The following is an 18,957-nucleotide window of genomic DNA, read 5'->3' as shown; positions in this document are numbered from 1 at the left end:
CCTTCAAAACTTCAATCGGTCGTTCAACCGCCGTACAGCTAGCCTCTGACATATTCATCTGAACCCCCTGTTTTGCCGCCCCAACAAGCGGCACATTTCGGCCCTGAATGTATCGAAAATGAAACAGGATGAAATATTAGAACCACAAAGCGCACGTCAAGAAGCCATCAAGGCCAAGGCGCTGATCACGACACATGTTCATTCCCCTTAAACACAGCGAATAACTGCCCCATGAATAACGTGACCCTGCTGGAGCCTAGTCAGACCGAGCAACAGTCGGACGTGCTGTACGGTCCGATTCAACCTGAGCTGTTGCGCGAGGAAGTGCTCGCCGACCTGCTTGAAGCCAGCGCACGGCGCAATCCGGACCAGGTGGCTTTAATCTTTGGCGAGCGCCAGCTGAGTTATGGGGAACTGAATCGTCAGGCCGACAAGGTCGCTTCGGCGCTGATTCAGGCCGGGGTCCAGCCGGGGCACATTGTCGGGCTGTGGTTACCGCGTGGGATCGAGTTACTGGTGATGCAAGCCGGTATCGCCAAGGCGGGTGCCGCGTGGTTGCCGCTGGACCAGGACACACCGGTTGAACGCCTGCACGTTTGTATGGACGATGCCAACGCCGCGGGGGTGGTTTGCTGCGAGTCGCTGGTGCCTGCGCTCAGCGAAACCGGCCTGACGCTGTGGACCGCCGAAGCATTACTCGCGCCGACGGACGCTGCGCTGGTGCGACGATGCGGTGCATTACCCGAACACCCCGCCTACGTGATCTACACCTCAGGCTCGACTGGCAAGCCTAAGGGCATCCTGATTTCCCAACGCAGCATCTGTCATTTTCTGCGCAGCGAGAACGCGATCCTCGGCATCAGTGCCAGCGACCGCGTTTACCAGGGGTTTTCGGTGGCCTTCGACATGTCGTTCGAGGAAATCTGGATCGCCTACCTGGTGGGCGCCACGCTGTGGATCGGGCCCAAGGAAGCCAGCGGCGACCCGGAAATCCTGCCGCGCCTGCTCAACGAACAGGCGATCACCGTGCTGCACGCCGTGCCCACCCTGCTGGCCTTGTTCAGCGAGGACGTGGCGGGCCTGCGCCTGATCAATCTGGGGGGCGAAATGTGCCCCGAGTCGCTGGTCGAGCGTTGGGCAAAACCAGGCCGGCAGATTTTCAATACCTATGGCCCGACTGAAGCGACGGTGTCCGCGAGCCTGGCGCGCCTGGCGCCGGGGCGCCCGGTGACCATCGGCACCCCACTGCCCAACTACGGCTTGCTGGTGATTGCCAATGACGCCGAGGTCGGCGTCGGCCGCGCGCCGGCCCTGTTGCCCCGTGGCGAAACCGGCGAACTGTGCATCATCGGTCCCGGCCTGGCCGAGGGCTATCTGGGGCGCCCTGACCTGACCGAAGAAAAATTTCTGCCTAACCCGTGGGCCTCGGGCTATCACGACGCCCGTCTGTACCGTACCGGCGATCTGGCACGCATCGACCATGACGGTCAGGTGCAGTGCCTGGGCCGCGCCGACGACCAAGTAAAGATTCGCGGCTTCCGCGTTGAGCTAGGTGAGATTGAAGCGCTGCTGGCGCAGCAACCTGGCGTAGGCACCGTCGCCGTCTTGCTGCGCAACGAGGATGGCATCGACCAGTTGATCGCCTATCTGGTGTGCGACACGTCCCCGCCATCGGGCTTTACCGCCCAACTGCGCAAGGCCCTGAGCGCACAGCTGCCACCCTATATGGTGCCGGGGCGCTTCGAACTGCTCGACAGCATGCCGCGCCTGACATCCGGCAAAATCGACCGCAAAGCCCTTAAGGCCCGTCCGTTGAGCGTTGACACCAGCGGTGCTGATCTGCACTCAGACGTCGCGCAAAATGCCGGTGAAACCGTGCTGTTCGCAGCCTTGGCGGCGCTGTTCCCCGGCCAGCCAATTCGTCGCGATGCCGATTTTTTCACTGACCTGGGCGGGCACTCTTTTTTCGCCGCACGCTTGGCCTCGGCCTTGCGCACCGACCCGCGCTTCGCCCACATCACCGTGCGCGACATCTATCAACAAAGGCGTATTGGCGCCATCGCTGCGGTGCTGGAGCTGGCACCGCAAGCGACGGATGCCCCCGTGCAATGGACCCCGCCGTCGGCTTGGCGCCGTTGGCGCTGCGGCGTGGCCCAAGCTCTGGCGTTGCCAGTGATGGTCAGCTTGCGCATGACGCAATGGCTCGCGCCGTTCTTTACCTATCACTTCCTCACCGGCTCACCCGGCGACTCGATTGCGTTGGCGACCGGCGCCTCGGTGGCGGTGTTTTTGCTGGCCACCGTTCTGCAATTTTTCATCGCACTGGCGGGCAAATGGCTGATTGCCGGGCGTTTGAAGCCCGGGGTTTACCCGTTGTGGGGCATGACCTATTTCCGCTGGTGGACTGCCGACCGCATGGTTGAGTCAGCACCGGTTTACCTGCTGAGTGGCTCTTCGCTTTACCTCCTTTGGTTACGCGCCCTGGGGGCCAAGGTCGGACAACAGGTAATTGTCGGCGGGGCCGGAGTGCGTGCGCCCGACTTGCTGGAAATCGGCAGCGGCGTCAGCATCGGCAACAGCGTCAGCTTCGAGAACGCACGTGTCGAGCGCGGCCAACTGCACTTGGGGCGCATTACTCTGCAAGACAATGCCTGCGTTGGCTCCTACGTAATTATGGAAGGCAACACCACCGTCGGCCCTTTCGGTCATCTGGAAGGTCAATCGGCGCTGGCGGACGGCCATAGCGTGCCGGCAGGACGCATCTGGCAGGGGTCACCGGCCCGCGACATCGGGACGTTCGACACCCAGAGCCTACCGCCACGGCCCGCAGTGACTGCGGGTCGCTTACGGGCCGAGAGGTTATTCTTCGTGTTCGGCATCTTGCTGATCGCCACACTGTTTTTTATCCCGGTCTTTCCTACCTTTATCTTGATCGACTGGTTCGACGAGCAAAACGTCCTGCCGTGGCTGCAAGACGACAATGTGGCCCTGCAATTGGCGCGCTACTTTGTCTTGGCGTTTCCTGCCAGCGCCGTACTGATTGTGGCCACTGCCCTGGCGTCCTCCGCCTTGCGCTGGATCGCCTTGCCACGGCTCAAACCGGGGCGCTACCCGGTCCACAGCAACACCTACTGCGCCAAATGGCTGGTCAGCCACATTCAAGAGGCAAGCTTGAACGTGTTGTCCGGCATTTATGCCACCGTGTATGCGCCCTTCTGGTATCGACTATTGGGTGCCAAAGTCGGACGCGACGCCGAGATCTCCAGCGCCCAAGGGGTGATCCCGGACATGCTCACCCTGGGCGACGAAACCTTCATCGCCGATGCCGTGATGCTGGGCGATGAACACATCGATGGCGGCTGGATGAGCATGCGCCCGACCGTCATCTCCAACCGCAGTTTTGTCGGCAACGGCAGCTACATTCCCGATGGCACGGTGTTGCCAGAAAACGTGCTGATCGGCGTTCACTCCAGCGCACCGCGTAACAGCGAACTGGCCGATGGCGATACCTGGCTCGGCTCGCCGCCGATCAACCTGCCGGCCCGTGAACAGGTCAGTGGTTACCCCGAATCGCTGACCTTCCACCCCTCCCCTTTGCGACGTCTGGCCCGAGGCCTGATCGAAGGCGTGCGCATTGTCACCCCGCACGCAGCGGTGATCGCCGTCGGCTACACAGTGATGCTCGACTTGATGCCCTTGGCCGGCGAAGAACGCTGGGGCGCGGTGCTGGGTTACCTGGCACTGATCGGCATGGCCTATGGCGTGGGCAACTTTCTGTTCGTGGTGGCCTTGAAATGGCTGGTCATGGGCCGCTACCGCAAGCGCGCCGACCCGATGTGGACACCTTTCGTCTGGCTGTCGGAGGGCATCACCAGTCTCTACGAAGGCATGGCCGTGCCCAACTTCATGCGCTACCTGCGCGGTACGCCCTGGTTACCGCACGCGTTCAATCTGCTGGGCTGCAAGATTGGCCGTGGGGTGTACATGGACACCACCGACATCACTGAATTCGACTGCGTAACCATCGGCGCGGACAGCGAACTGAATGCCGGCGCCTGCCCGCAAACCCACCTGTTCGAAGATCGGGTGATGAAAATCGACCACGTTACCCTCGGCGAACGGGTCTACATGGGCCCACGCAGTTGCGTGCTGTACAGCGCCGAGGTCGGCAAGGATGCGCACCTCGGGCCCCTGACCCTGGTGATGAAAGGTGAACACATTCCCGCTGCCAGCCGCTGGGCCGGTTGCCCGGCGGCTCCTGGACGGGCGTGAGCAACCCGGTGAGCGCCGCGCTGAACAGGCAGGTCTGGGCGGTCGATCCTTACCCCGGCATGCCGCCCCGGTTGCACAACGGTGTGTTGCTGATCAGTACCGAGCACCCTCTGGGTACGCACCGCGCCGACGCCCGAGAGCGCATTCGGGCAAACATCTGCGATGCCATGGCCCTCATGCTCGGACTGCCCAGTGACGCGATCACTTTCGTCAGTCACGCCGGACACCCGCCGCGGTTGCTGATCCGAGGCCTGCCGGAACCGGGTCTGTCAATCAGCCACGAAGACCGGCTGTCCTTGGCGGCGGTCAATTTGCAAGGGCCCGTCGGCGTCGATCTGATGCAGGTGCAGGAGGTGCCGAACTGGCAATCCGTGGCGCAGGATTACCTCGGCCCCGACGTAACCGAACACCTGCGGGTGACGCCCGACGCCGAGCGTCCACGGGCCTTCGCCAACGCCTGGTGTCGGCAGGAAGCCCGCCTGAAATGCCACGGTCTGGCCCTCGCTGAATGGGCCGCAATACCGCCACTGACATGCCCGACGTTTGAGCTGAACCTGCCTTACCCGATGGTCGGCGCCCTGGCCTTGCCGTAAGGCCAGGGCTACACTAACCGCTCGATTTTCTGATGCCGCCAAACCCGCTGGTAATAGACCGTCTGCAACGCCAGCATCCCCAGATACGCCACCGGAAACGCCATCCACACCCCTTGCAACCCGAATTGTCCATCCAGCCAGTACGCGACCGGTAATTGCACCCCGACCACGCACACAATCGAAATCACCATCGGCATCAATACCGTGCCGCTGGCCCGCATGATGCCGCCGATAATCGCCTGAAAACCAAACACCAGCAGGCTCCAGAGCATGATATGCAACAGATGCTCCGCCATCGCCCGCGTCTCGGGTTCGGTCAGGAACAGCCCCAACAACCAGTGCGACAACACATACCCCAACAGCACCAGGCCACCGGTCAAACACACGTTGATCAACAGCCCCGTGCGCAAAATCGGCGTGATCCGTTCAAGCTGCCCGGCCCCAATCGCCTGCGCGCCAAGGATCGATGCCGTGATCGCAATGGACAGCGCCGGAAACTGCACATAATTGACGATCTGCGTCACCGCGCCATACGCCGCCGTCGCTTGAGAACCGTGCTGATTGACCAGCGCCAGAATCACCAACTCCGACGCCGACAACACCACCATCTGCAACCCAGTCGGCAAACCGATGCGCAACACTTTGCCAAGAATACTCAGGTCCAGCCGCATCGCCGCAAACATCTCTCGATCCGGCGCCAAGGGATGCCGCTGGCGAATCAACCGCCACGCCAGCCACGCCATCGCCGACAAATTGCCGACCAGCCCCGCATACGCAGCGCTCTGAATCCCCAGCGACGGCAACCCCAACCACCCGCGAATCAATGCCGGCGTCAGCGCCAACCCCACACACGTTGACACCAGCAACGCAATCAACGGAGAGACCGTGTCACTCACCCCGCGCAACAACTGCGTGAACAGCACATACACCAACAGTGACGGCATGATCCACATCATCACGTGCGCATACGCCACCGCATCGTCCAACACATCCACCGGCGTCCCCAAACCTTGCAATGCAGGCCTGGCAAACACACTGCCGAGCACCGCCGCCGATAGTCCGACCATCGCGCCCAACAGCAACGTCGTCGCAGCGATGGCCTTCACTGTGTGCCGCTCGCGAGCCCCCCAGGCCTGGCCGATCAGTACCCCGGCGCCCGCGCCAAGACCGATGACCAAAGCGATAAAGAAAAAGACGATGGGGAACATGCCGGACACAGCCGCCAACGCCTGGGTGCCAAGCATTTGGCCGATGTAAATACTGTTGATCGTGCCAGACATGGACTGCAAAAAATTCGACAAGACCATCGGGGCAAGAAAGAGGAGGTAGGTTTTCCAGAGGGGGTGGGTGGCGGTTGGCATTGAGATTCCGTCTCGGGAGAGTGGCCTGGGCTTCGCGGATTCTACGCTACCGAATCTTCAAACAGTGCGCTCGTGCTTTGCCGGTTTGAGTGGCACAGACAATGAACACCCTAAGGTGGAGCAGATCTCCATGCAACGCTAAGTGCAAGGCCATTTCTCATGCTGTACCTGAACCCAGCAAGCACCTGCTTTGTCGCGTGGCCCAAACAATGGTTTACTCAGGCGCGACGTTTACCACGCATGAGGTTTTGCCTATGTCCCATTTCCCACGTCTTTCGCAACTTCTGACCGGCTCTGTGCTCAGCCTACTGATCGGCAGTGCCTGCGCCGGTCAGCCGGCACCAACACCCGACGCGTTGCAAACGCTGCTGGTGACGCTGAATGAGCGCCTGAACATCGGTGATCGGGTGGCGCTAACCAAATGGGACAGTGGCAAGCCGATTCAGGACAGTGCGCGAGAAGCGCAGGTGATCGCCAATGCCCGGCAATTGGCGGTTGAGCGCCAACTCGACGCAGACGATGTCGCGCAGTTGATGGCGGCGCAAATGGAGGCTAACAAGTTGGTGCAATACGGATTGCTGGCGCAGTGGCAAGCGATGGGAAAAGCACCTGATACGCCACGCCCCGACCTGGCCAAGCAAATTCGACCGCAGCTGGATGAACTGCAAAGCCGTCTGTTGCAGCAGTACGCTGATTTCTCGCCCTATCGTAAAGACCCGAACTGTTCGAGCTGGCTGGCCAAGGCACGTGTCGGGCTGACCCAGGATCAGTTGCATCAACTGGCGCTGATCCGGGCCACCGGCGAGTTGTGCGTCTTACCATCGGGTCACATCTGAACCAGGAGGCCGGCCAGTGCCGCTGAAGGGGCTGTAAAGCACAATCAAAACTATGTGTTTAGCGTAATTCGGACGATAGTGGCTCGTCAGATACCAACACGTGGGCGGATCTCATGAACCTTGCATACCGAGCGCTACTGGTTTCAGCAGTGTATTCATTGTTGATGACAAATGCGGTTGCCGGTGAAGGCGTTGTGAGGTTCAAGCCTGGGCCTGCCATCCAAAAAGATGTGGCGGCGATGCCTTTGATTGCTGATCCGAAGGATGACGCTGAGCGACGAATCAACTCGGCGTTGCTAAAGCTGAACAGCCATATCAAAAAAGCGCTGAACGTGTGCAAGAGCGAAAACGCGAGTGAGGCGAGCTGGACCCGCACGGTCGATACGCCCATGCAGGGTCCGGGCTTTGTGAGTGTGGTGATCACAGACGTTGCCTTCTGCGGCGGCGCTCACCCTTCGACCGCAACCATGTCCATTGTTTACGATTTGCGCACGGGTAAACCGGTGGACTGGACGCACCTGTTACCGGCGTCCCTGACGGGAAAAGTCGAACTGTCCAAGGGCATCGACGACACCAGGATGGTCACCCTTTCGTCTAACGCCCTGTATGAGCTGTTTCTCGCAGGATACGACTCGGGAGAGGGCTCGCAAGAAGATCGAGCCGCCTGCAAAGAGGCCGTGCAAAACATCGGCAGCGATGGCCCGCCGACGATGATGGTATGGCTCGATTCAAAAATCGGAGGCCTCGCCGTGCAGTACGACTTGTCCCAGGTGAATCAGGCCTGTGCGGTGCCCGTGGTAATCACACTTGAGAAGCTTCGCGCTGCCGGCGCGCAGCCGGTACTGATCGATGCCATCGCCGCCTCTCGAACGAAATAAATGATGGCCTCGCGCCGAAGTACCACTGACTAACGCCGATGCACGTCTGGGCATACTGCCCGCTTGCGGGATAAGTGTGGACAGCATCTTTAAACATGACAATAAGTCAACGGAGCATGCGTGTTGAATACCAAGAATGGACTGCTGGTCATGTCATACGCGGTTCGAATAAAACAGCTGATTATCGTTCTGCCCCTGCTCGCTGCTGCGCTGGGAACACCCATTGCGCATGCCGCTCAGAACCCGACAATGTCTGGCCCAAGTTTTTCATGTGGGGCGTCGAGTAATGCCATCGAAAGGATGATCTGTAATGATCCCGCGCTGTCCACGCGGGATCGAACAATGGCGATCCTGTTCGCAGCGTCCCGTTCGGACGCTTCAGACAAAGGTCTGTCGCAGCAGCAAACCTTGCAACGGCATTGGCTAAAGACGCGCGACAAGCAATGTTCGAATGACGATATGCACACTTGTCTCGTCAGTGCCTACGATGACCGGCTGAACCCATTGGCCGTTGCTGCGCTTTTCCGGGAACCGAATGCCGCACTGGCGGAGCTTGCCCGACAAAATCCCAGATCCGCCCCCCTGTACGAAGCCATTTATCGCTACGCGACCCTCGACGATAAGGTCGATCGGGCGGTAGTTGTGGAGAAACTGATTGCCCAGCCTTTCGAGGCGCTTCATGACAAACCGTGGGCATCGCCGTTGTCCAGCGTTAAAAATGCACACGATGCGGCGTCATCGGATAAAAACTTTTCCGCCTTCTTGAATGTCGTGTCGGTCGACAAAGACGCGTTGACAATGCCGTGTGCGGCGCTTGTGCGGCGCCCCGGGTTGATGGCGGTTCTGCACTCGCAATACGCAGGAGCAATCGATGGCCACTTGACTCAGAGTGACTGTATGGCGATGACGCCGCGATTGAAAGCGCTGGATCGACTGAAGGACGCGGCGGTGGCGACACAACCGGACTGTCAGGGAACCGCTCGCTTCAGTCTCGCCCGTGAATTTGACTACACACTGATTGCTGTTCGTTTGCACCGCACAGATTTATGGAAGGCGAAAACACTCGATATCAGTCCAGGCGATCAGGATGCGAACAACGGCGATCCAACAAAAGAGGTCGACCTGCCGCATTTTATCGCACAGCACCAGGCATCAATTCGTGACGCGAGCGATGAGTTGGCGGCCTACTATTCGAGCCATTTTGGTGTTCCTTCAGACTTGGCCAAAGAACAGGCGCTGAGCGCAGTGAGTGCGATCATCTTCGGCGCTTATGATCTTTGCGAGAGAGGGTAAGGCGCTGGTGCGAATCCCTTCCGCGTGGCAGTCATCATGATGCACACCCTGTCTTGGCTTTGCTCAAAACCGAGCATGCGTTTTTACACAGCCTGGGCCAATAGCGGGCGCCCGGACCTGAAGCGCTTTGGCGACAGGAAGCAGCGCCGGCACACAATAGCTTCCGTGAACGCTTGCACAATGCCGTTCACTCAAGGCAATCACAAAACGCTGGCTTAAGTGAACAGCGTTGGAACCAAGTGGGGAGCTTTTAGGCCTACAGTCTTGAATGTCGGTCACTGGAAGGAATACGCATGAACGTCTTGTCTTCGACCTCACCGCCAAGGCACGTCGCCCTGCTGGGTTATGGCGGCTTACTGCCGTTTATTGGTCTGGCGCTGTTGATCCCGTTTTCTCTCGAATATCGACCGTTGTGGGCAGTGGCGCTGGTCAACTATGGCGCAGTTATCCTGAGCTTCATTGGCGCCTTGCATTGGGGCTTTGCGATGACCGTGCAAGACATGAGCGCCGAGCAGCGCCGCGACCGGCTCATCTGGAGCGTCATCCCGGCGCTTATCGCCTGGGTTGCCACGTTACTGCCGGTGCCATGGGGTTGCTTGCTGTTGATCGTCGGATTTGTCACCCACTTCTGGCAGGACCGGCAACTGTTGCAGGTTATAAGCCTGCCCGCCTGGTACCTGCCGATGCGATTGCGGCTGACCCTCGTGGCGTGTGTGTGCCTGCTGCTTGGCGCGATCGTTGTCGCGATTCGCTCATGAAACAGCGCGAGCCAGGCTCAGCGGTCGTGCCGAGCAGTCGCTTGTCGCGGCTGATGCGCTTTGGCGGCTTGGCCTCGGGCGTCGCGGGCGGCATGCTGGCCGAAGGTGCTCGGCAGTTGGCTCAAGGTAACCGTCCGGCGCTGCGTGATCTGCTGTTGACGCCGGGCAATGTGCATCGAGCGGTGGAACAACTGTCGCAACTGCGTGGCGCCGCGATGAAGGTCGGGCAATTGTTATCGATGGATGCAGGGGAATTATTGCCACGCGCGCTCGCCGAAATCCTCTCTCGTCTGCGCGCCGACGCGCATCCGATGCCCATGAGCCAGTTGGTGGCAGTCCTCAACGAAAGCTGGGGCAAGGGCTGGGAAGAACACTTCGAACGGTTTTCCTTCACACCATTGGCGGCCGCGTCCATCGGCCAGGTTCATGCTGCGCTAGGCAAAGACGGCCAACGCCTGGCGATCAAGGTGCAATACCCCGGCGTGCGCGAGAGCATTTCCAGCGATGTAGATAACGTCGCTACTTTGCTGCGGGTGTCGGGGCTGCTGCCTAAAGGCATGGACCTCGCACCTCTGCTTCAAGAGGCCAAGCGTCAACTGCAGGATGAAGCGGACTACCTGAAAGAAACCGAGCACTTACGGCACTTTCATCAACTGTTGGCCGACAGTCCTGAGTTTCTGGTGCCGCGTGCGTATGCCGAGTTCAGCACGCCGAACGTTCTGGTGATGTCGTTCGCCGACGGGGTAGCAGTGGAGTCACTGGAGCACGCGCCTCAGGCAGTGCGCGACCGGATCATCCTGTTGCTGTTCGGCCTGCTTCTGCGCGAGGTGTTCGAGTTCCAGTGCGTGCAGACCGACCCCAACTTTGCCAACTACCGTTATCAGCAGGACACCGGCCGCATGGTATTGCTCGACTTCGGTGCCACGCGCCTTTATGCCCGCAGCAGCACAGAGGCCTATCGCCGCTTGCTGATTGCAGGCCTGCGAGAAGACCGCGCCGCGATTGCCGAAGCAGCGCTTGAAGTCGGCTACTTTCAGCCTGAAACCCTGCCCAAACACCGGACGCTGCTAACTGAGATTATCAGCCAAGCCTGCGAACCACTGCGCTATGAAGGCGCCTATGACTTTGCGACGTCTGACTTGGCCTCGCGCCTGCGCGATACCGGATGGCAACTGGGCACCGACCGCGACTTCTGGCACACGCCCCCCGTAGATGTGCTGTTCCTGCACCGCAAGGTGGGAGGCCTGTACCTGTTGGCCGCCAAACTGAAGGCTCGGGTGGATGTTCGACGCCTGTTCCAGCCTTACGTGATTTGAGCGTTTTTTGGACAAAAGACGGCCAGGTAAATAGTTGACCGCCTCGGGCTCTGACAACGCACACGCCTTTACGCTTGTGCGCTAGCGTTGGAGAGTCCAGAGCGTTCTTTCCACTGTTCGTCACTGCGCTGGCACGACCTCAACTCATCCAGTTTCCACCGTCAACATTGTAGGTCTGAGCCACCACGTATTCGCTCTCAGTTGAAGCGAGGAAAATCGCCATGCCCGTCAGATCTTCAGCGGTGCCCATCCGCCCAAAGGGCACTTCCTGACCGACCAGCGTCTTCTTCTCCCCCAGCGGCCTGTTCTCATACCGGGCGAACATCGCATCAACGCCATCCCAATGCTCACCGTCGACGACCCCTGGCGCAATGGCATTCACATTGATCCCATGTTTTATAAGGTCCAGGCCCGCTGACTGCGTAAGGCTGATTACGGCTGCTTTGGTCGCGCAATAAACACCCACAAGCGCCTCCCCTCTCCTGCCTGCCTGGCTGGCCATGTTGATGATCTTGCCGCCATGACCTTGGGCGATCATTTGCCGCGCCGCTGCCTGTAGGGTGAACAGGGTTCCGGCGACGTTGATCGAAAACAAACGCTCGAAGCTGTCGCGGGTGATGCCGACAATGGGCGCCAGATCGAACAACGCAGCATTATTAATCACGATGTCTAACTGACCTGCCCGCGAAATGACAGCAGCGATCGCCGCATCGATAGACGCTTGACGGGTGACGTCCATCTCGATTGCATAAGCGTTAGGCCCTAACTCGGCAGCCGTGGCTTGAGCCCGTTCCAGGTTGATGTCCGCGATGGCGACCGTCGCGCCTTCTCGGATGTAAGCCTGAGCAAAAGTACGTCCAATGCCTCGGGCGGATCCGGTAACCAGCGCGCTTTTACCTTCAAGTCGTTTCATTGAGTGTTCATCCGTTAGCTAACTATTGCAGGCAGGCCTGCTCCCACAGAGGGCGCAAGCAGGTTGCGGGATTACTTGGGATAACCGGCGCGCTTCATCTCACGTTCGGTGGAGGTCTGTGCGGCGGCGAGAGCCTGATCGACCGACATCTGCCCAGTGAGCGCCGCCGAAAACAACTTCCCTACGGCAGTGCCTATCGCCTGAAACTCGGGAATGGTGACGTACTGGATGCCGACGTAAGGAACAGGCTGGAGGGAGGGATGCGCGGGATCTGCCTGTTGCATCATCTGCAACGTAACGCTTGCAAAAGGCGCTGCCCGCAGATAGGCCTCGTTGTAAGTGGACTGCCGAGTGCCGGGCGGCACATTGGTGATGCCGTCTTTTTCTGCGACGAGCTGTATGTATTCTTTAGAGGTTGCCCACGTGATAAAGGCCTTTGCAGTGTCTTTGTGCCGGGAGGTTGTCGGTATCGCCAATGACCATGCATACAGCCAAGACGAGCCTTTGTCGGTCACCTGCGTAGGTGCAGGGGCAAAGCCCACACTGCCAACGACCTTGCTTTGCTCTTTGTCCGTGGTGAACGAACCCGCGACGCTGGCATCCACCCAGATGGCGCACTTACCGCTGTTAAACAAGGCCAGGGTTTCGTTAAAACCATTGCTCGACACGCCTGGCGGCCCGTATTTCTTGAGGGTATCAACGTAGAAATGCGCCGCTGCCACCCATTCAGGACTGGTGAGCTGCGGCTGCCATTTTTCATCAAACCAGCGGGCACCAAACGCGTTTGCCATCGTGCTCATTAGCGCGATGTTCTCACCCCATCCGGCCTTGCCCCGCAGGCACATTCCGTACTGACCCTGGTCAGGCTGATGGAGTTTGGCCGCAAACTCACCGAGCTGCGTCCAGGTGGGATGCTGCGGCATGCTCAGACCTGCTTGTTTGAACAGATCGGTGCGGTAATAAGTAAGGGTGCTTTCGCCATAGAACGGCAGCGCGTAAAGCGCATTGTTGACCGATAAACCTTGGCGTACCGAAGGAAAAATGTCTTCCAGGTCGTACTCCGGAGGCAAACCTGTGATCGGTTCGAGCCAATTTTTAGCGCCCCAAAGCGGCGTTTCATAGGTACCAATTGTCAGCACGTCGAATTGTCCACCCTGGGTGGCAATATCGGTGGTCAGGCGTTGACGTAGAACGTTCTCTTCGAGCACGACCCAATTAAGTTTCACATCAGGATGCTGCTGTTCAAAAATCCTGGAGAGCCGCTGCATGCGGATCATGTCGCCATTGTTCACAGTGGCAATGGTCACTGTTTCGGCGGCGTGACTGACGAGGGCAAAGGACAGGCTTGCAGAAAGGAAAAGCGCTTTCGGGATGTTCATCGTCGTGCTCTCCGCTCCGCGCCGTGGACGACGGGAGCTATTATTTTTGTTGTTAACCCACGCTGATCAAATTCGTCTGACCAGCCAGGGTGGACGACTTGATTACAGCAGCTTAAAAAAGCCCGGACAAACGCCTGGAGGATGCCTGCCTGGTACTTTTTTAACCCAACCCGAATCGACCACCCTGCGTCAAAAAAGTATCAGCTTCAGGCAATACGTGAGCTAGCAGCTTCCAGCCCACAAGGCGTATGTTGGCCGTACACGAAGAACCAATAACGATAAAAGGGGCATGAGATGCCTGATAGTCGAGCAGCCCTGTTCGAGCAGCGACCCGCCGAGCTGGAAGTCATCCTTCCACAACCCGAACATTGTTTTCGTTGGTATGAGCACGATTACCCCTACGATCTGGCTCGCTGGAACCATCATCCGGAATTCGAAATCCACCTGATTCGCCAAGGCAGCGGAAAGCTGGTTGCGGGCGATTACATCGGTGCGTTTGGTGCCGGTCATGTAGCGCTGATCGGTCCCGACCTTCCTCATGACTGGATCGGCGACCTGGCGCCAGGCGAATACCTGAAGGGACGCGATGTTGTGTTGCAGTTCGATGGCGCAGCACTCTTGGCGTTGCGAGGTACGCTGCCCGAGTTAGGCGATCTTCAACACCTGTTTGACCGTGCTCGCAGGGGCCTGGAGTTCACCGCACAAACAGCGGCGCACGCAGCGCAACTGCTGGAGGACATAGGCTCGGCACAAGGTCTTGAGCGTTTGATTCTATTTCTGCAACTGATTAACACGCTAATGAAAGCGCCCTCGCAGCATGTTCACATGCTCGCGAGCGCCTACTACTCACCCACCCTCGACGCCCGCAGCGCAGAGCGCATTAACAAGGCGTTTGAATACCTGCTGACTGAACTCACAGGCGATATTCGCCTGTCTGTTATCGCTCAGCGCCTGGACATGAGCGAGCCTGGTTTTTCACGCTTTTTCAAAAGAGAGACCGGCCACGGCTTCATCGATCTCATGCGCAAGCTCAGGGTTCAGCGCGCCTGCAGGCTGTTGCAGCAAACACAGATGTCGGTGGCCGGCATCTGCTTTGAGGTGGGTTATGAAAACCTGTCTAACTTCAACAGGCACTTCCGTATCGAAATGGAACAGACACCCAGCGACTATCGTCGCGACACGGCAGAGACATCGCTCCACCGCCGCCGTGTTCATCAATGCCGATAGTCGACGCGCGTCATCATGGGACGGCGGTGCGGATAACCTCGGCTAACCGGTTGAGTCAGCCGCACTGCCGCACGGGCGAACATAGTAGTTATCAAACTCGCCCCGTGCGACGAGCTGGAAGCCATGGCGCAGGTAAAAGCGATTTGACGCGCTTTCTTTAAGAGCCCCCACCCTGACAGGAAGCGATACCGCATCGGCCTCTTGGAAAACCTGCGCGAGCACAGCAGACCCTATACCTGAGCCTTGCGCACTCGGTTTCACGTACAAATGGTCAAGCAGCAGTTCCGTCGGCTGATGCTTGAGCACCACAAAACCAACCCGTTCGGCAGACACGTCGATGTGGCGTGTATTACTGGCTTCAAAACCGTGAAGAAAGCGTTCACGCACACGTACCGAATCAAATCGCCCAACACGTTCGAGGCTTTCGCGCATGGCCTCAATTCGAATGGCCACCAGTTTTTCCGCGTCTTGGGGTTGCGCCACGACCAAAATGATCGCGTGATTTTGCAGGGGGGTGTCGGGCATCACTTGCGCTCTGGCGGTCGTCCTGAGCCGCGAGTATAGAGAGCCAGACCGGGTGTTCCCAGCCTGGCTTTAACGTCGAATTCAAAGGCGCACTGCCGCTGTGAACGAGCGACCCGTGTTCATCACTGACGCCGAAGGTACGCCCTTGTCGGTGGGCGAGACCGGTGAAATCCGCATTCGCTGCAAAGCGGTCATCAAGGGCTACTACGAAAACCCCGATGCGAGTGCCGCCGAGTTCTGCGACGGTGCCTGGAAATCCGGTGACCTGGGCTATATCGATAGCGACGGCTACCTGTACATCGTTGATCGGCTCAAAGACATGATCATCAGCGGCGGGTTCAACGTCTATGCCGTAGAGGTCGAAGCCGCGCTGGCGGCGCACCCGGCGGTGTTGATGGCGGCGGTGGTAGGCATTCCTCACCCCGAATGGGGCGAAGCGGTGCATGCCGAAGTGATTCTGCGTCAGGGCGCATCTGTCAGCGTTAATGAGCTGATTGCGCAGACACGCGTGCGACTGGGCGGTTACAAGTCGCCAAAAACGCTGGTATTCGTTGAAGAACTGCCGACCTCAGTAGTGGGCAAAGTCTTGCGCCGACAAGTTCGTGAAAAGTACTGGCAAGGTACGTCACGCAAGATCAGCTAACGTTTGACTCAGCATGTGCAATGACGGCGAGGAGCGCGTAAGCCCTCCTCGCCCGCCGCCCTGGCGCCTAAACAATCAGCGGAAATTTGTCGGACGGATCAGGCCAAGGGGTCAAGACCTCAAAGCCATCGTCGGTAACCGCCACCATATGCTCCCACTGGGCCGAGAGCGAATGATCCTTGGTCACCACCGTCCAGCCATCGGCCAGGGTTTTCACATGGCGTTTGCCTGCGTTCAACATCGGCTCGATGGTAAAGATCATCCCGGCTTTCAGCGCCAGGCCCTGACCCGGATAACCGTAATGCAGAACCTGCGGCTCATCGTGGTAGACCTTGCCGATGCCATGACCGCAATATTCGCGAACCACGCTAAACCCCTCGCGCTCGGCCACGGTCTGGATCGCGTGACCGATATCACCCAGCGTCGCGCCGGGGCGCACGAGGCGAATACCGGCGCACATGGCGTCATACGTTGTCTGCACCAGGCGTCGAGCCTCCGGGGTCGGCTCGCCGACAAAATACATGCGGCTGGTGTCGCCGTACCAGCCATCTTTGACCACCGCGATATCGATGTTCACGATGTCGCCATTCTCAAGCGCCTTTGCAGACGGAATGCCGTGACACACCACGTGGTTGACAGACGCACACACGGTTTTCGGAAAGCCGTGATAGCCGACATTACCGGGAATGGCTTTCTGCACGTTGACGATGTAGTCGTGGCAGAGTCGGTCGAGTTCGTCGGTGGTGACGCCGGCTTTGACGTGGGGGGTAATCATCGCCAGCACCTCGGCCGCCAGCTTACCCGCCGCGCCCGACAGGGCTATTTGCTCAGAGGTATTGATCGGGACGTTGGTCTTCATTGGGTGATACTCGGCGCAGCGTGCGCTTGAACGCTGTGTGACATCTCCGCGAGCGCAGACAAATTTTTCAAATCAAGGCCACCCGCCAGTTCGGCGCGAATCAGCAAGCGACTGATGTCGTTGTGGTCGAGGTTGGGGTGTAACTCCACCAGCATCCCTATGCGCATCCAATGCTCGGCCTGGGCATTGATCGAACGACTCAATGCATCGCTGGCAATACGCAGGTTCTCGTGCATGTGCTCTGAAATTTTTACAATGCCCATCGTCAAACCCTATATGAAATGCATATGGATCGTATATTAGCCGATGATGCGTAAAAATCGCAATTTCAGGGCGCACGGCGGGTGATTTTGTCTGCGCAATACTCAACGTATCTCCACCGTGTTAAAAACCACTCCCGCTAACATTCGGTGACAACACAACACCGAGCTCACACTTAGGCCGCTTTTAGGGTGCTGAAAAAATGAAAAAACCGTGGTTTGGCTCTATCGCGTTGACGTTGCTCGTTGCGCTTTCAACCACCGTGTCCGCTGAAACAGCCTCACTAAAGGATGCCCGCACGTTCGTTGCGCAGGCCCAGATAGGCCGAAACCTCCACGACATCGCACTCTCGGTCGCCAAGCGAACGGCAACCTACGCACTGATTACCTCAACATTGGGCAGTGCGGGTGCTGCAAGCGCCGTGTCTGACGAAATCAACGCATTGCTGCCCCAGTACCAACCCAAGTGGGATGAAAACATCGCGCAAGCCTATGAAAAATCATTCTCTGAAGAAGAGTTGTCGTCACTCGCCGCTGAAGGTCGAGCATCAAAATACGCGGGTAAAGTCGTAGAGCGCCAACCCGAAATTGGTAACACGATGCAGTCGAGCGCCAAGCCCATACTGACCGCTCTTGTCTCCGAAGCGCTCAATGTAACGATGTCCAAACACACAACGGAATAGCACACTGGTTTTATCAAACTAGTAAGCCTTCAATGTCCGCTGTTGTGTGACCTGTTCATATTTCTTGACTCTTCGGTGGCTGGAGGAATAACCCCCCATCGCTGCAACGGTGCCACTTTGAATATGATCAAGGTAGGTAAACATCTTCCGCGGCGATATAAAACCGATCTGATAACCCCGCGCAACCATCCTGTCTTGCAACTCATAACCTGGATTACGATCATCCATTTGAAAGTGAAACCCGTGCTTCTTGATGAGCGCCGCATTCCACAGCGTACAAAAGCTCTTCAGATGCTTTTCTCTGTAGGGTTTTGGTGCTCTTACCTCGATACCCAACGCTAATAAAGAGCGTCGAGAGTAGTGTTTGAAAAAACGTGAAATAAGTCGCCAGGTTGAACGAGCGACACCACGATCCAGTTGCTCCAGGCATCCGACGGCCGCCACTTCGCGCGCACCACTGCACTCACTTATCATCATGGTGAATACAGAAGGATCGTAAATAAAAGTATCGCTATGCAACAGAAACAGGTAATCGGTTTCAACATGCTCTAAAGCGAGATCCAGCGCCCGGCCATGGGCAATATTGCCAGGCTCGCGATAGGGGCTCTTGCGTTCGAGCAGTTGAATCCAGTCCACTGTGCGCAAGTAATCACTGCTCTCATCGTCAGAGTTGTTATCGACCACAATCACCGGAACACCCGTACCCCGCAAAGCATCCTGCAACAGCATGAGACACGTTTTAGTCAGTTCAAGTGTTTTGTAGTTAACCAACACAATGCTGTAGTTTGCTGTCGTGGAAGATTGGCAGGTCATGGACTATTGATCCTCGATTATTAAACCGATGCAACGACTAATTTCGTAGATTTAAAGCAATGTGCCCGCGATCAATTCGACCGTGCGGCTTCATCAAGCGAAGTGTTCTGATTATCGGCGATGGCAGTATCAGTGTCTGACTGTTGGTACGTGGTCATGGCGGATTCTCGTGCAGCTTCCATCTTGGCCATGACGGTATCGCCACCGCCTTCCGCCATCGCTGCTACAGAAGCACTCATTAACGTCACCAGCAAAAAAACCTTCAGGCCGTGCATAAAAACATCTCCAGTATTGAGTTCAGCCAACACACTGTTGGCTGGTTGAACTCAGTCTGCTGTACCAGACCGT

The 18,957-nt window shown here is 58.1% G+C and carries 18 protein-coding genes; 10 read left to right on the top strand and 8 right to left on the bottom strand.

The window, feature by feature from the left end; genetic code table 11:
* Positions 1-231: 231 nt before the first annotated feature.
* Positions 232-4,272 (top strand): Pls/PosA family non-ribosomal peptide synthetase, encoded by a 4,041-nt coding sequence (locus tag RHM68_RS10830; RefSeq protein ID WP_322222773.1) that lies wholly within the window; start codon positions 232-234, stop codon positions 4,270-4,272.
* Positions 4,269-4,865 (top strand): 4'-phosphopantetheinyl transferase family protein, encoded by a 597-nt coding sequence (locus tag RHM68_RS10825; protein WP_322222771.1) that lies wholly within the window; start codon positions 4,269-4,271, stop codon positions 4,863-4,865. Before RHM68_RS10830 ends, RHM68_RS10825 begins: the two co-directional genes overlap by 4 nt.
* An 8-nt stretch (positions 4,866-4,873) precedes the next feature.
* Here RHM68_RS10825 and RHM68_RS10820 read toward each other — a convergent pair whose 3' ends face one another.
* Complete coding sequence (locus RHM68_RS10820) at positions 4,874-6,226, bottom strand: MATE family efflux transporter (protein WP_322222769.1); 1,353 nt, start codon at positions 6,224-6,226, stop codon at positions 4,874-4,876.
* A gap of 254 nt (positions 6,227-6,480) precedes the next feature.
* Here RHM68_RS10820 and RHM68_RS10815 point away from each other — a divergent pair, with 254 nt between their 5' ends.
* The 5 genes from RHM68_RS10815 (at position 6,481) to RHM68_RS10795 (ending at position 11,307) form a co-directional block, all read left to right on the top strand.
* On the top strand, positions 6,481-7,062 hold the full coding sequence (locus RHM68_RS10815; protein WP_322222767.1) for a chorismate mutase: 582 nt from the start codon (positions 6,481-6,483) through the stop codon (positions 7,060-7,062).
* 239 nt (positions 7,063-7,301) lie between these two features.
* Positions 7,302-7,940 carry a hypothetical protein gene (locus tag RHM68_RS10810; RefSeq protein WP_322222764.1) on the top strand — a complete coding sequence of 213 codons (639 nt, stop codon included), beginning with the start codon at positions 7,302-7,304 and terminating at the stop codon, positions 7,938-7,940.
* 120 nt (positions 7,941-8,060) lie between these two features.
* On the top strand, positions 8,061-9,233 hold the full coding sequence (locus RHM68_RS10805) for a hypothetical protein (RefSeq protein WP_322222762.1): 1,173 nt from the start codon (positions 8,061-8,063) through the stop codon (positions 9,231-9,233).
* Positions 9,234-9,526: 293 nt separating this feature from the next.
* Positions 9,527-9,991 carry a DUF3429 domain-containing protein gene (locus RHM68_RS10800; RefSeq protein WP_322222760.1) on the top strand — a complete coding sequence of 155 codons (465 nt, stop codon included), beginning with the start codon at positions 9,527-9,529 and terminating at the stop codon, positions 9,989-9,991.
* A complete protein-coding gene (locus RHM68_RS10795) occupies positions 9,988-11,307 on the top strand; it encodes an AarF/ABC1/UbiB kinase family protein (RefSeq protein ID WP_322222758.1) in 1,320 nt (439 codons plus the stop codon). The genes RHM68_RS10800 and RHM68_RS10795 overlap by 4 nt, the downstream gene beginning before the upstream one ends.
* A gap of 139 nt (positions 11,308-11,446) precedes the next feature.
* Here the strand turns inward: RHM68_RS10795 and RHM68_RS10790 are convergent, their stop codons facing one another.
* A complete protein-coding gene (locus RHM68_RS10790; RefSeq protein WP_322222756.1) occupies positions 11,447-12,220 on the bottom strand; it encodes an L-iditol 2-dehydrogenase in 774 nt (257 codons plus the stop codon).
* Between the two features lie 71 nt (positions 12,221-12,291).
* On the bottom strand, positions 12,292-13,599 hold the full coding sequence (locus RHM68_RS10785; protein ID WP_322222754.1) for a sugar ABC transporter substrate-binding protein: 1,308 nt from the start codon (positions 13,597-13,599) through the stop codon (positions 12,292-12,294).
* Between the two features lie 294 nt (positions 13,600-13,893).
* Here RHM68_RS10785 and RHM68_RS10780 point away from each other — a divergent pair, with 294 nt between their 5' ends.
* Positions 13,894-14,826, top strand: coding sequence for an AraC family transcriptional regulator (locus RHM68_RS10780; RefSeq protein ID WP_322222752.1), 933 nt, complete (start codon positions 13,894-13,896; stop codon positions 14,824-14,826).
* Positions 14,827-14,868: 42 nt separating this feature from the next.
* Here the strand turns inward: RHM68_RS10780 and RHM68_RS10775 are convergent, their stop codons facing one another.
* The gene (locus RHM68_RS10775; RefSeq protein ID WP_322222750.1) at positions 14,869-15,351 is read right to left on the bottom strand and encodes a GNAT family N-acetyltransferase; all 483 of its coding nucleotides are present in this window, start codon (positions 15,349-15,351) and stop codon (positions 14,869-14,871) included.
* A gap of 115 nt (positions 15,352-15,466) precedes the next feature.
* On the opposite strand from RHM68_RS10775, the gene RHM68_RS10770 reads away from it, so the two are divergent.
* Complete coding sequence (locus RHM68_RS10770; RefSeq protein WP_322222748.1) at positions 15,467-15,994, top strand: class I adenylate-forming enzyme family protein; 528 nt, start codon at positions 15,467-15,469, stop codon at positions 15,992-15,994.
* Positions 15,995-16,061: 67 nt separating this feature from the next.
* Here RHM68_RS10770 and map read toward each other — a convergent pair whose 3' ends face one another.
* Both map and RHM68_RS10760 read right to left on the bottom strand, forming a co-directional pair.
* The gene (map, locus tag RHM68_RS10765; protein WP_322222746.1) at positions 16,062-16,853 is read right to left on the bottom strand and encodes a type I methionyl aminopeptidase; all 792 of its coding nucleotides are present in this window, start codon (positions 16,851-16,853) and stop codon (positions 16,062-16,064) included.
* A complete protein-coding gene (locus tag RHM68_RS10760; RefSeq protein WP_322222744.1) occupies positions 16,850-17,116 on the bottom strand; it encodes a ParD-like family protein in 267 nt (88 codons plus the stop codon). The genes map and RHM68_RS10760 overlap by 4 nt, the downstream gene beginning before the upstream one ends.
* Before the next feature lie 200 nt (positions 17,117-17,316).
* Here RHM68_RS10760 and RHM68_RS10755 point away from each other — a divergent pair, with 200 nt between their 5' ends.
* Complete coding sequence (locus tag RHM68_RS10755) at positions 17,317-17,796, top strand: hypothetical protein (protein ID WP_322222742.1); 480 nt, start codon at positions 17,317-17,319, stop codon at positions 17,794-17,796.
* 18 nt (positions 17,797-17,814) lie between these two features.
* Here RHM68_RS10755 and RHM68_RS10750 read toward each other — a convergent pair whose 3' ends face one another.
* Positions 17,815-18,609 carry a glycosyltransferase family 2 protein gene (locus RHM68_RS10750; RefSeq protein WP_322222740.1) on the bottom strand — a complete coding sequence of 265 codons (795 nt, stop codon included), beginning with the start codon at positions 18,607-18,609 and terminating at the stop codon, positions 17,815-17,817.
* A 71-nt stretch (positions 18,610-18,680) separates the two neighbouring features.
* Positions 18,681-18,884 (bottom strand): co-regulatory protein PtrA N-terminal domain-containing protein, encoded by a 204-nt coding sequence (locus RHM68_RS10745; protein WP_322222739.1) that lies wholly within the window; start codon positions 18,882-18,884, stop codon positions 18,681-18,683.
* Positions 18,885-18,957 lie beyond the last annotated feature (73 nt).

Origin of the sequence: Pseudomonas sp. DC1.2, from assembly GCF_034351645.1 — a bacterium.
Classification (GTDB): domain Bacteria; phylum Pseudomonadota; class Gammaproteobacteria; order Pseudomonadales; family Pseudomonadaceae; genus Aquipseudomonas.
This window is presented reverse-complemented; position numbering and strand designations above follow the sequence as displayed.